This window comes from Bacteroides cutis, assembly GCF_900241005.1.
In the GTDB taxonomy this organism is placed as follows: Bacteria; Bacteroidota; Bacteroidia; order Bacteroidales; family Bacteroidaceae; genus Bacteroides; species Bacteroides cutis.
This window is the reverse complement of record NZ_OEST01000001.1, coordinates 855,378-868,121: the sequence shown is the minus strand read 5'-3', so window position 1 is coordinate 868,121 and position 12,744 is coordinate 855,378. Positions and strand designations below refer to the sequence as shown.

Annotated in this window: 12 protein-coding genes; 4 read left to right on the top strand and 8 right to left on the bottom strand. The window is 39.7% G+C overall.

Annotation, left to right across the window (positions count from 1 at the left end; genetic code table 11):
• The first annotated feature begins 18 nt into the window (after positions 1-18).
• The gene (locus C1A09_RS03330; RefSeq protein ID WP_101542290.1) at positions 19-1,038 is read left to right on the top strand and encodes a GNAT family N-acetyltransferase; all 1,020 of its coding nucleotides are present in this window, start codon (positions 19-21) and stop codon (positions 1,036-1,038) included.
• A gap of 5 nt (positions 1,039-1,043) precedes the next feature.
• Here C1A09_RS03330 and C1A09_RS03325 read toward each other — a convergent pair whose 3' ends face one another.
• The 4 genes from C1A09_RS03325 to folP all read right to left on the bottom strand — a co-directional run bounded on the left by C1A09_RS03325 (position 1,044) and on the right by folP (position 5,737).
• Positions 1,044-2,363, bottom strand: coding sequence for a TldD/PmbA family protein (locus tag C1A09_RS03325; protein ID WP_101542289.1), 1,320 nt, complete (start codon positions 2,361-2,363; stop codon positions 1,044-1,046).
• Between the two features lie 75 nt (positions 2,364-2,438).
• Positions 2,439-3,977, bottom strand: coding sequence for a TldD/PmbA family protein (locus C1A09_RS03320; RefSeq protein ID WP_101542288.1), 1,539 nt, complete (start codon positions 3,975-3,977; stop codon positions 2,439-2,441).
• A gap of 78 nt (positions 3,978-4,055) precedes the next feature.
• Complete coding sequence (cdaA, locus tag C1A09_RS03315; RefSeq protein WP_101542287.1) at positions 4,056-4,820, bottom strand: diadenylate cyclase CdaA; 765 nt, start codon at positions 4,818-4,820, stop codon at positions 4,056-4,058.
• A 50-nt stretch (positions 4,821-4,870) separates the two neighbouring features.
• A complete protein-coding gene (gene folP, locus C1A09_RS03310; protein WP_101542286.1) occupies positions 4,871-5,737 on the bottom strand; it encodes a dihydropteroate synthase in 867 nt (288 codons plus the stop codon).
• Positions 5,738-5,919: 182 nt separating this feature from the next.
• Here folP and C1A09_RS03305 point away from each other — a divergent pair, with 182 nt between their 5' ends.
• Positions 5,920-7,869 carry a tetratricopeptide repeat-containing sensor histidine kinase gene (locus tag C1A09_RS03305; RefSeq protein ID WP_233519857.1) on the top strand — a complete coding sequence of 650 codons (1,950 nt, stop codon included), beginning with the start codon at positions 5,920-5,922 and terminating at the stop codon, positions 7,867-7,869.
• Positions 7,870-7,986: 117 nt separating this feature from the next.
• Positions 7,987-9,285, top strand: a complete 1,299-nt coding sequence (locus tag C1A09_RS03300) for a UDP-N-acetylmuramoyl-tripeptide--D-alanyl-D-alanine ligase (RefSeq protein WP_101542284.1) — start codon at positions 7,987-7,989, stop codon at positions 9,283-9,285.
• Positions 9,286-9,305: 20 nt separating this feature from the next.
• On the opposite strand, the gene C1A09_RS03295 is transcribed toward C1A09_RS03300, so the two are convergent.
• The 4 genes from C1A09_RS03295 to C1A09_RS03275 all read right to left on the bottom strand — a co-directional run bounded on the left by C1A09_RS03295 (position 9,306) and on the right by C1A09_RS03275 (position 11,273).
• Positions 9,306-9,755, bottom strand: coding sequence for a hypothetical protein (locus C1A09_RS03295; protein WP_101542283.1), 450 nt, complete (start codon positions 9,753-9,755; stop codon positions 9,306-9,308).
• Between the two features lie 186 nt (positions 9,756-9,941).
• The gene (locus C1A09_RS03285; protein WP_101542281.1) at positions 9,942-10,229 is read right to left on the bottom strand and encodes a hypothetical protein; all 288 of its coding nucleotides are present in this window, start codon (positions 10,227-10,229) and stop codon (positions 9,942-9,944) included.
• A 143-nt stretch (positions 10,230-10,372) separates the two neighbouring features.
• The gene (locus C1A09_RS03280) at positions 10,373-10,765 is read right to left on the bottom strand and encodes a winged helix-turn-helix domain-containing protein (protein ID WP_101542280.1); all 393 of its coding nucleotides are present in this window, start codon (positions 10,763-10,765) and stop codon (positions 10,373-10,375) included.
• Between the two features lie 115 nt (positions 10,766-10,880).
• Positions 10,881-11,273, bottom strand: coding sequence for a VanZ family protein (locus C1A09_RS03275; protein WP_101542279.1), 393 nt, complete (start codon positions 11,271-11,273; stop codon positions 10,881-10,883).
• A gap of 103 nt (positions 11,274-11,376) precedes the next feature.
• On the opposite strand from C1A09_RS03275, the gene C1A09_RS03270 reads away from it, so the two are divergent.
• Entirely contained in the window at positions 11,377-12,744 is a 1,368-nt protein-coding gene (locus C1A09_RS03270) for a sodium-dependent transporter (protein ID WP_101542278.1), read from the top strand.

Below are 12,744 nucleotides of genomic sequence, written 5' to 3'. Positions count from 1 at the left end.
AAGTCATAGAATAACAAAATGATACGGGAAAAAGTAAAAAATTTGTGGAAGCTATGCTTTAACGATAGTGAGGAATTCATTGACATGTATTTCCGCCTACGTTACAACAATAATGTTAACATCACTATTGAAAGTGGTGATAATGTAATTGCCGCCCTACAAATGTTACCTTATCCCATGACTTTTGGCGGAACGGAAATCCATACGGCTTATGTTTCCGGAGCATGTACACATCCCGATTACCGCAACCGGGGAGTAATGCAGGAATTATTGTCGCAAGCTTTTATCAGAATGTTGCATAATAATGTAGCTATCTCTACATTAATTCCGGCTGAGTCTTGGTTATTCGATTATTATGCCCATAATGGTTATGCAACGGTATTCAATTATAATAAATTCCTTTTCAAAGTACCCCAAATCACTTCTCCTCAAAATACTCCGGTGCTAAAAATAACCGACAAATATAAAAATGAAGTATATGACTATTTTAACCGGAAATTGAGAGAACGTGATTATTGCATCCAGCACACTGAAACAGATTTTCGGGTTATCCTTTCGGATTTACAATTAAGCGGTGGACATGTTTTTACGTTAAACCATGAAGGTTCTATCGTTGCTTTAGCAATCGCCTATCCGGACAATCAAGGAAGGTGGCATATTGGAGAATTACTTTCGGATACTCCTGAAATAAGTTCATGGCTACTACAACGTATCTGTAAGGAAATAAAAATTTCAACACTTGAAGTGCTGACTCCTCCTGTTGCAGAAAAGGAAAATCACCCTTTGGGAATGGCACGTATCATTAATGCCAAAGCTATATTACAACTGTATGCCAGTATACATCCTGAATTAGAGCTCAACATTTTGTTAACAGATGAACAGATAAGCGCCAACAACGGGCATTATTATCTGAGCAATGGCAAATGTATGAATAGTACCAAGCGTCTGCACAGCAGCCACCTGGCACTCACTATCGGTGAACTCACCGAAAAAATATTCATAGCATCACGCCCATATATGAGCCTGATGCTTAACTAATTCTGTTAAAGTCCACTGAAATCGACTCCCTCGAATACCAAAGAAGGTATACGCCATGATGAAGACATACGCGGATCATTACCTACCGCCACTAAAGAAGCCCAAAGGGTAAGCATATTACCGGTAACATTCATTTCATTAACCGGCTGAGTCAATTTTCCGTTTTCAATCAGGAAGCCTTCGATACCGTATGAAAAATCACCGGAGCTACTGTTACAGTTGCCTCCATTGAAACCGGTAACCAAAATACCTTTTTGAACATCCGCCACCAAAGCTTCCAAAGTTTTGCTACCCGGTTTCAATACCAGCAAAGAAGGTGAATTGACAGTAGGTGCTACCCCCATCTTCCTGGAATTATAGGTATCAATGAAATAGGTCTTCAACACACCACTCTCAAATATAGAACGGCGTTCGGTTGCCACACCTTCACTATCAAAATAGCGTGCTCCATTGGCACCAATGGTATGCGGTTCATCCATCAAATTCAAAATATCGGCACCAACTTTTGTGTTCAGTTTATCAAGCAAAAAAGAATTTTTCTGCTGAAGGCTACTCCCATAAAGAGCACTCAACAACGGGCTAAGCATATTTCCCGAATTCATAGGATCAACAACCATGGTATATTTACCGGAAGCAACCTTCTTTTGTCCCAGTTTCTTCAATACACGCTCCAATGCTTTTGTTCCGACACCGGACTTTATCAGTTTATCATAGAACAAAGCCGAATCATACCAATAAGAAGAAGGGCGGGCTTCACCTTCACCTTTCACCGCAATGTCGGCAGAAACCGAAAACCAAGTCGATTTGGACTCACCTTCAAAACCATTACTTGTCAAACGGTAAGCGGCATTCTCACCATCGCTATATGAACTAGCTACCGATATGATACGTTCATCCTTTCCCAAGACTTCCTCGGCAGCCGCACGTGCAATAGCTACTTTATCATCAGGATTTACGGTATAGAATTTATTATCAAACAATTGCAAATCGGGTTTACCTCCTTTATAATATCGGGAGGGATCGGGTAATACTCTGGCATTATCTTCTGCCAGATAACGTGTAGACTCGATACCATTCGCAATGAAAACTTCAAGCTCCTTCTTATCCAGACGATTGGTAGAGTAAGAGCCAAATCTGCCATCTACAAACAGACTTATACTCAATCCGCTTTCGGAGGCTTGCTGTAATTTATCCATCTTAGCGTCGCGCAATTCAAACGAAGCATTTGAATTGGAATACAACACCAACTTTGCAGCCTGGCAACCGTTCTTCAAGGCATAATCCATTGCCCATTGTGCCAGTTTTTTATTATTATCTGTAATCATGTCTTTAATTGAAAATTGATAATTGATAATAAAAAAAGTATTCTCAAGTGTTCATTACCAATTATTCATTAATATTTAACTTTCTCCTCCTACAGTCAACTTGCTGACTAATGCCGACGGCATACCGCAAGTTACCGGACAAGCCTGCCCGTCTTTACCGCAAGTCCATGTACCATTATCAATCTTATCATTGTTCGCCACCATAGTAATATCTGCCAAAGCCTTCGGACCGTTACCAATGATATTGATATCTTTAATAGGCTGTGTCAACTTACCATTTTCAATCAAGTAACCGGATTTTACAAAGAATGTAAAGTCACCGGCTCCAATCTGAACCTGCCCATTGGTGAACTGGTCCACATAAATACCATTCTTCACAGTAGAAATAATATCTTCTTCCTTCATATTTCCAGCTTCCATATAGGTTGCACGCATACGCGGAATAGGCATGTTACGGAATGTATCGCGGCGCCCGTTCCCGGTAGGAGCTACTCCATAGTGTTTTGCACTGATACGATCGTGCAAGTAACTAGTGAGAATACCTTCTTTCACAATATACGTTTTTTGTCCTTCTATCCCTTCATCGTCGAAATTCACTGAACCACGATTGAAAGGAATAGTACCGTCATCCACTACATTGATATGTTCGTTACAGACTTTCTTACCAAGGAGATTACAGAAAATAGAGGTCTTTTTACGGTTGAAGTCAGCCTCAAAAGCGTGACCGATAGCTTCATGCAACAAGATACCCGAACCACCTGCCCCCATTACAACCGGCATTTCACCACCTTTGGGTTTCACGGCCTTAAAAAGGATAGCAGTGTTGTCTACTGCTTCACGGGCTATTACTTCTATAATATCATCCGTCAGGAACTCAAATCCTTTACGATAAGAACGGGAAGCCATACTATTCTCCATCTTGCCATCTTCTTCCATGATACATACCGCTATCAAAGACACCATTGGACGATAGTCATAATAAGTGACACCCTCTGAATTACAAAAAAGAACATGTGAAGTGCTATCCATCAGATAGGCCTGCACTTTTCTTACCCGCTTATCCAAAGCGAATATCTTTTCGTTCATTTTCTCCAGATAAGGGATTTTAGCTTTCACGTTTACGTCCTCCCAAGGTTCAGCAATGGCATAGCGATTTTTCGTGATTTTTTTCTCAGTCAACCCGACAGGTTTGCCTGCCTTGCCGGAGGAAGCGATACGGGCAGCAGTACGCGCCGCGCGCAACATCTCATCCAAGGTAACCCCTTCTACATAAGCATAGCCGCTCTGGTCTCCCGCCAGCACACGTACCCCCATACCAAAATCAATGTTGGCACCGCAATTATTCACTTTGCCATCCATCAGGCTCACATCATTGTTAAAGGTATGTTCAAAATAAAGATCTACATAATCACCCCCTTTTTCCAAAGCAGTAGTCATGACTTTCTTTAAATCAGCTTCCGTAACACCAAAATGATGCATAGCTGCAATGGAAGCAGACTTATTGTCGCTCCCTCCCAAAGTTCCCCGAACTGACGCAGGCATAGCAAACGATGGCATGGCAAGCGTTCCCAATACTGCCAGACCTCCTGCCCGCAAAAAATTCCGTCTATCCATTTTCCTCAAGTATTATAATTTAAATATTCTCAGTTTATACACAGGATAACCTTCGTTTCATCCCCAAAAACAAAGTGTTTAAACTTCTTTCGTTAACAAACTTTCCAGTTCCTCCGCATTCAGCCTCAGATAGAATTGTCCTTTATATGCCACGGAAATAGAGCCTGTTTCTTCAGACACAATAATAGCGTGCGCATCCGACACTTGTGATATCCCCATAGCAGCCCGGTGGCGTAATCCCAGTTCTTTCGGGATATCGAGATTATGAGATACCGGCAAAATACATCCGGCTGCTTTAATCCGTTTCTTGCTGATGACCATTGCTCCATCGTGCAACGGGCTGTTCTTAAAGAAGATATTCTCTATCAACCGTTGGTTTATATCCGCATTAATAACCTCACCCGTACGTACTACATCATCCAAAGGCATATTATGCTCGATAACAATCAATGCGCCTACCTTCTGTTTCCCCATACTGATACATGCCATCACCACTGGCATTATCTCTTCGTGCTCCATTTTCTCTTTCTTGTTTCCCGTAAAGAAACGTACCAAGGCGCTAGCGTGCTGGTGTGAACCCAACGTAAGCAGAAAACGTCGTATCTCGTCCTGAAACAAAATAATCAACGCCAATACTCCCACACTGACTAATTTGTCGAAAATAGATCCCAACAGTTTCATTTCCAAAACCTGGGAAACGACCAGCCAAATCAAAATAAACACAAGGATACCCGTAAATACATTGATGGAACCGGATGCTTTCATCAGCTTATATGTATAATAAAGCAGAAAAGCTACCAACAGAATATCTATAAAGTCTTTTATTCCAAATTCAAAAAACATATATATTAATTTACGATTTGACGATCTATAATTGAGTTCACCTCAGTTTATCACTCTATCACCTTTTCTCTTTCTTTCCTCATCGCCTCTACTATTTTCACTGTTTCCACGGCCTCCTTTACATCATGCACACGGAGAATATCGGCACCTTTCATCAGACAGATAGTATCCAGTACGGTAGTACCGTTCAATGCTTCTTGAGGAGTGGTACCCAACAAACGATAAATCATGGATTTACGGGAGACGCCAACTAATAAAGGCAATTCAAACACACGAAATTCTTCAAGATGGGACAACAATTCATAATTATGCTCTACTGTCTTACCAAAGCCAAAACCGGGATCCAATATGATATCTTTCACTCCTAAATCACGTAATTGCTGCACCTTACGGGCAAAATAAAGAAATACTTCTTTCAACAGATTACCATAATGTGGGTTCTTCTGCATATTTTGTGGCGTACCTTGCATGTGCATCATTATATAAGGCACATGTAACTCTGCAACCGTCCGGAACATGTCTGTATCCATTTCTCCGGCAGCAATATCATTGATGATTGCCACCCCAAACTCTTCGACACACATTCTGGCGACATCAGCTCTGAAAGTATCTACCGAAACAACTGCATCGGGACAAACTCTACGAAGCACAGACAGCCCCATACGTAGCCGCTCCATCTCTTCTTGAGGAGACACATTTTCAGCATTGGGGCGCGAAGAATAAGCACCAACGTCAATAATACCGGCACCTTCTGCAAGTATCTGTTCCGTCCGTCGGGATATTTCGACTTCTGTCTGCATACGACTACTGGCATAAAAAGAATCAGGAGTTATATTAAGAATGCCCATTACACAGGGAACAGACAAGTCCAGTAACAAGCCATTGACATTTATATATTTGGGGTTTAATGTTTCCATGAATAATTCTGGTTTTTCTCATTTGCAAATGTAAACAAAAAAGCTGTCACAGAGATATAAAGTTCCAAAATTAAACTATCTTTGCACGGAATGTACAAAGATAGTTTATGAAAATAAGCAAAAAACATACTCCTACTATTATCCTATATTATATTTTGTGCATTTTATTCACATTATGTAGTATGCAGATCAAAGGACAACAAAAAGATGCAAGTCTAGTCTATAATGTTGACAGTGTACTATATACCTATTATCTTAGCTGTAAAGCTGAAACGACCTCTCCCATTGTACTACAAATGACCGATACCTTGTTTCATATGTCCGGCGAGAAGAAAGACTTACGAATGCAAGCGGTAGCTTTATGTACCAAGTTGGATTACTACTATTTTCAAGGAACTAATAAAGATTCTATATTCCATTACGTAAATATTGTAAAAAAGTTTGCCAGAAAAACAAATCAGCCCAAATATTATTACTTTGCCTGGAGTAAGAGACTTATCAATTATTATATCAAAAACCAACAATATAACATAGCCCTCTATGAAGCCGACCGAATGATGAAAGAGGCAGAACAGGAAAAGTATCCTGCAGGAATAGCTAATGGTTATAACATATTAAGCTCTATCTATCAAGCCAAAGGGTTGTCCAGACTTGCTGCTGAAAATAGAGAAAAAGAAATAGAAATTATCCTGAAATATAATATTGACACCTATAATCTGGGAAACATTTATACAATCTTAGCTTCATATTATTGTGACTTGAGACAATTGGATAAAGCAGAAAACATCTTAAAAAAGGCAGAGAACCATTTATTCAGTAACACACAAGAATTCTCTTTTTATCTGAGATATTTCGATTATTACTTGACGACCCATAATATACCCCAGGCCAAAGAATATCTACAAAAAGCCAAACAGTTAATGAATACTCAAAAAGAAATCTCTAAAATCGGGTATACCTACTATCAAAAAGAGCGGGATTTCTATTTGGAGACACAACAATATACCAAAGCATTGGTTACTCAGGAATATATCATGAAGAAATATCCCACATTAGCAACCAACCCGAAAGAAATTCAAACAATGGCATTCATTCATAACAAAACAGGTAATCTATCACAAGCCATACAATACTATCAAAGGTATATTCAATATATCGATTCACTGAATATAGTCAATGCTGATATCGCAACAGGCGAATTTGCAGCCATGCTAGGAGTAGAGCGCTTGAACGTAGAGAAGAGTGAACTACAACAAGAAATTCAACGACGCGATTTACAGAACAAACAACGTATCATCATTTTCCTGATTATCCTACTTATTCTCAGTAGCATCATTTTCTATCGTGAGCATCTGCTTAATAGTAAATTACGACTCTCGCAAAAGCAACTATCTGCTAAAAACAAAGAATTGCTTGATTCCGAACTTGAATTAATTCATGCTAAAGAACAGGCTGAAAAGGCCAGTATGATGAAAACCGAGTTTATCCAAAATATGAGCCACGAAATACGTACTCCTCTGAATTCTATCGTAGGATTTTCACAAGTACTTAGTGCTATACATAAAACAGATGAAGAAACCCAAGAATATGCCAGTATCATCGAACAGGGAAGTAATAATCTGCTTCAACTGATAGACGATGTACTAGATATCTCAAGCCTTGACAGTGGTACAGAGATTTCCACCACTGAAGTGGTAAACATAGCGGCATTATGCAGGGAATGTATCACTAAAACAACCTCACATATTATTCCGGAAGTCAGTCTATGTTTACAGAATAAACAGGAGGAATTTTATATGCACACCAACACCAAACGCCTGTCTCAAATTCTACTCCACCTGCTGAAAAATGCTGCCAAATTTACTCACAAAGGTAGTATTACTCTTGCTTGGCACACGGATAGTGAACACAAATACATTACTTTTAGTGTTACTGATACAGGCATCGGTATACCTGCTGACAAACAACAGTTTGTGTTTGAGCGTTTCAGTAAAATAGATACCTTTGTACAAGGTACCGGTTTAGGGCTTCCCATCGGTCGAATCTGCGCCGAGAAAATGGGTGGAAGTCTGGTTCTTGATCCGGACTACACCGAAGGTTGCCGTTTCTTGCTTCGTCTACCATTGAAATAATCAATCTTTTTAATTGGAATTAAAAAGATAAATTATCACCGAGAGATACTACCTTATTAATGAATTAAAAACTATATCTTTGTCAAACTTTAAACGAATTGAAAACAATAAAAGATCATGGATATAGCATCTATTTATCAGATATTCCTGAAATGTACCTGTGTCACAACCGATAGCCGTAATTGTCCCGAAGGCTCACTATTTATCGCCCTGAAGGGTGAAACATTCAATGGAAATGTTTTTGCCGCGAAAGCGCTGGAGGCAGGAAGTGTTTATGTTATTGTGGACGAAGCTGAATATGTGCCGACAGGACATACACATTATATATTAGTGGACAATTGCCTACACACCTTGCAACAACTGGCCAATTATCATCGTCGGCAACTTGGGACCCGTATTATAGGTATCACCGGCACCAACGGAAAAACGACTACTAAAGAGTTGATATCCACCGTTCTTTCGCAGACCTACAACGTGCTGTTCACACAAGGGAACCTGAACAATCCAATCGGTGTACCTCTTACTTTACTTCGCCTGAAAGCTGAACATGACCTTGGTGTAGTAGAAATGGGTGCAAGCCATCCCGGAGACATCAAAGAGTTGGTAGAAATAGCCGAACCCGATTATGGTATCATCACCAATGTAGGAAAAGCCCACTTGGAAGGTTTCGGCTCATTCGAAGGTGTCATCAAGACCAAAGGGGAGCTATACGACTTCCTGCGTCAACGGAAGAACTCGATTATATTCATCCACCACGACAATCACTATCTGAGGGAAATGGCACGGGGATTAGACCAGTTACCCTATGGAAACGAAGACGGGCTATACATCAATGGGCACGTCACAGGAAATTCTCCTTATCTGACTTTTGAATGGAAAGCCGGAAAAGAAGGTGAACTTCACGAAATACAGACGCAACTTATCGGTGAATATAACTTTCCCAATGCGCTTGCCGCAGTTACCATCGGACATTTCTTTGAGGTGGAATCTACTAAGATTGATAAGGCGCTACGTGAATACACACCGCAAAACAATCGCTCACAATTGAAAAAGACAGCAGACAATACTTTGATCATCGATGCCTACAACGCCAATCCAACCAGCATGATGGCATCCATCATCAACTTCCACAATATGCAGGCCGAACACAAGATGCTGATCTTGGGAGATATGCGCGAACTGGGGAAAGACAGCGCAGAAGAACATCAGAAAATAGTAGATTTCTTGACTGAATGTAACTTTGAAGAAGTTATTCTGGTTGGTGAGTTATTTGGAGCTACTCATCATGCTTTTAAAACATACCCCGATGCCCCCGCATTGATAGCAAAGATACAAAGGGAAAAGCCCAACGGGAAGACTATTCTTATCAAAGGATCGAACGGAATAAAGCTCAGTACCGTAGTAGAATATCTATAAGATATCCCGACATATAACTTTTAAGGAAATATCTGTTTGCCATGTTCATAATAAAAAGCTCTTTCTTCCTTGCCCCGGGTATGATTTCTCAACCATAACAAAGCATTATCCGGTACGTTCTCATACATCAGCGAGGAAGAGACAGCTTTTTGTCCGCCAAGTGTCCTCCATCCCCTTTGCCCATCATGATAAAGTAATTCATAAGTATCACCCATACGTACGTAATTATCATCATTTCTCGGAATATATACCAAGCTTGAAATGGTTACCGACTTTCCATAATCAAGTACTACCTCACTACCTTTCCTTATATTCTTATAGAAACTGACCCAATCATCATCATTCACCGCCTTTAGTTTTTCTAACTCTTCACGTAATAATATCGTATCCGTCTCAATCTTTACAGGTTGCCATTTATTTTGTACCAAGGTATCTTTATAGGTTCTATTTTTTACCTCCATTATCTTCATACAATCCAAACTTACTTAGATTTGCCTCTTATTCTTATCATAATAGGAGATAGTACTGTATTACAATACACTGTTATTGTTTTTTCAAAATATCCACTTCTTTCCGATTGGTATGAAATGTTTAAAACCAATACTATGAAAACAACAAATTTTATATAAATATTTTTTTGCATTTTATGACATTTTTCAACCTACTTCATCTCCACCTGCAGTACGAACACATTCTAAACATTTTTCTCCTGAAAAAGGATATTTGGGTTTACGTCCTATTACTGCGCCACACTCTAACATACCACCTACGACTGTTGGAGAACCCGAACAAGTTGCATAATAGACATTTGGATCATTTTCATTACTAAACTCTTTATAACATGTTTTAGTAGCCCACTCGACGCAGAGATCCTCATATTCAAGACCAGCCAATGCATCTAAATTCATCAATGACAACTCTGGTAATCTACTAGTTTCACTCATCTTACTATAAGTACTGAACACGATAACTATTACAAAAAACATAATAGTTTTCTCATTTGTAGTATAATTTAATGTTTATATATTTTACAAATATAAAAAATACAATGAAAAATATTTGTATATAAAACGTGAGAAAATCATGATTATCTTTTTTCATCTTCTATAATAACCAATTGATATCCACCTCTGTTCCTTACAGATATTATTTCCACCGAACAATCCACAAATAATTTCCTCAACTGCGATATGGCTGTCCTGCGACGTTCATTAAGCCCACAAGCCTCCAAAGGCCATGAACAAACCTCCGCTATATCTTTATGGGAAAGAAATCTATCCACAGATTTCATAAAAGCAATTAATAATAAACCATCTTGATGAGTACAGTGTATCTCTTTTCCTTTTAATCCTTCTAATGTTAAGACATGTTTTCGTACTGAGAAATAATAACTTCCGATAGAAAAGCCCTCATCAGGCACACCTGCCAACGATGAGAAAATCTTTAAATATACATTTGATAAATTTTCCAATACACCCATAATACAGATTCTTAGGTTTTCAATATCCCAAAGGTAGCTGTATTGTTCCCGACAAGGTTGTATTTATATCTCAAGATCTATTGGTTTTATATCAAAGCAGATCCTATGTTTTATTTTATGCGTTTTTCAGCATCCTTGGCCGCAGGATGCAATAGCCAATCAATGATGCCAGTATAGCCCCCGTACTATTGGCTGCAAAGTCCAGCCAATCACCGCCACGATAGGTGGTACAATATTCTTGCAAAAGTTCAACGATTCCACTGAATATCACCGGACAAAAAAACGCACCGATCCATGCATGCCACAGAGGTACATGATCCCTTTTATGTGCCCGCAAGAATTCCAGCCAAAGCATACCGGAAAGCCCGAAGTACATGCAGATATGCGCCACTTTGTCAAGATTGGGGATCGTATTCAAATCTGTTGTAGGAGGTTTGAAAAATGACAAATAGATCACGGTTAGGATGATGACAAGCGATATAGGATATTTCTTAATATAATATAGCATAACTCAAATTATAAACAAATCGTATACAAATATATAGAGTATTTTCTATATTTGCACGTTTAAGTAAGTATTAATAACGAATTGAAAGAAAAAGCTACGTTTTATGACAAAAAATGACAGAGCCAACTTTGGAAGCAAACTAGGAGTAATTCTTGCATCAGCAGGTTCCGCGGTTGGTTTGGGTAACATCTGGAGATTTCCATTTGAAACAGGTAACCACGGTGGCGCTGCTTTTATCCTGATATACCTTCTCTGCGTACTTATTCTCGGCACTCCCATTATGATAGCCGAGTTTCTCATCGGACGCCGTTCTCGTGCGAACACAGCCGGTGCTTATCAGAAACTTGCCCCCGGTACCCATTGGAAATGGATAGGACGCATGGGTGTACTGGCAGGATTTCTCATATTAGGTTATTACTCCGTAGTGGCAGGTTGGACGCTTGAATTCATAGGAGAAGCTGCCACCAACAGCTTTGCCGGAAAATCGGCAACGGAATTTATCAGTTCCTTCGACAGTTTCGTCAGTAATCCTTGGCGTCCGGTAATCTGGTTGGTTTTATTCTTGCTGGCCACTCATTTTATTATTGTGAAAGGAGTGGAAAAAGGTATTGAGAAATCAGCAAAGATCATGATGCCGGTATTGTTTATCTTGTTGATTGTTCTTGCTATCTGTTCTGTTTCCCTACCAGGGGCAAGTGCAGGTATCGAATTTCTTTTGAAACCGGATTTCAGTAAGGTAGACGGTAATGTATTGTTGGGAGCTATGGGGCAGGCTTTTTTCTCTCTTAGCCTGGGGATGGGGTGTCTTTGCACATACGCGTCTTATTTCAGGACCGATACCAATTTATCCAGAACGGCATTCAATGTAGCCGGTATTGACACAATGGTAGCTATTTTGGCAGGATTTATCATTTTCCCCGCCGCATTCTCCGTAGGTATCAAGCCCGATGCAGGTCCCAGCCTACTGTTTATTACCTTGCCCAATGTATTTCAACAAGCCTTCGGTGGTTTGCCTTGGCTCGCAATCACTCTTTCACTGATGTTCTATATTCTATTAGCACTGGCAGCGCTTACCTCAACCATTTCATTACACGAGGTAGTAACAGCTTATCTGCATGAAGAATTCAACTTTACACGAGGAAAGGCAGCTAAATTAGTTACTGCCGGTTGCATATTTTTAGGAGTCTTCTGTTCACTGTCGCTAGGAATAGGAAAAGATTATACGGTTCTCGGAATGAATCTATTCGACCTGTTCGACTTTGTCACGGCCAAAATAATGTTACCGATGGGAGGTTTCTTTATCTGCATTTTCACAGGATGGTATGTGGATAAAAAAATTATCTGGGAAGAGGTGAGCAATAACGGAACACTGAGGGTACCCTTCTATAAACTCCTGATTGTTATATTGAAGTTTGTAGCACCTGTATGTATCGCAATCATCTTTATTAATGAGCTAGGCTTGCTGAAATAA

What these genes read in the sequence shown, in the direction of transcription:
- C1A09_RS03300 (WP_101542284.1), top strand. Translation starts at nt 7,987, where the DNA reads ATGGATATAGCATCTATTTATCAGATATTCCTGAAATGTACCTGTGTC.
- folP (WP_101542286.1), bottom strand. Translation starts at nt 5,737, where the DNA reads ATGGAAACATTAAACCCCAAATATATAAATGTCAATGGCTTGTTACTG.
- C1A09_RS03270 (WP_101542278.1), top strand. Translation starts at nt 11,377, where the DNA reads ATGACAAAAAATGACAGAGCCAACTTTGGAAGCAAACTAGGAGTAATT.
- C1A09_RS03305 (WP_233519857.1), top strand. Translation starts at nt 5,920, where the DNA reads ATGCAGATCAAAGGACAACAAAAAGATGCAAGTCTAGTCTATAATGTT.
- C1A09_RS03275 (WP_101542279.1), bottom strand. Translation starts at nt 11,273, where the DNA reads ATGCTATATTATATTAAGAAATATCCTATATCGCTTGTCATCATCCTA.
- C1A09_RS03330 (WP_101542290.1), top strand. Translation starts at nt 19, where the DNA reads ATGATACGGGAAAAAGTAAAAAATTTGTGGAAGCTATGCTTTAACGAT.
- C1A09_RS03320 (WP_101542288.1), bottom strand. Translation starts at nt 3,977, where the DNA reads ATGGATAGACGGAATTTTTTGCGGGCAGGAGGTCTGGCAGTATTGGGA.
- cdaA (WP_101542287.1), bottom strand. Translation starts at nt 4,820, where the DNA reads ATGTTTTTTGAATTTGGAATAAAAGACTTTATAGATATTCTGTTGGTA.
- C1A09_RS03295 (WP_101542283.1), bottom strand. Translation starts at nt 9,755, where the DNA reads ATGAAGATAATGGAGGTAAAAAATAGAACCTATAAAGATACCTTGGTA.
- C1A09_RS03285 (WP_101542281.1), bottom strand. Translation starts at nt 10,229, where the DNA reads ATGAGTGAAACTAGTAGATTACCAGAGTTGTCATTGATGAATTTAGAT.
- C1A09_RS03325 (WP_101542289.1), bottom strand. Translation starts at nt 2,363, where the DNA reads ATGATTACAGATAATAATAAAAAACTGGCACAATGGGCAATGGATTAT.
- C1A09_RS03280 (WP_101542280.1), bottom strand. Translation starts at nt 10,765, where the DNA reads ATGGGTGTATTGGAAAATTTATCAAATGTATATTTAAAGATTTTCTCA.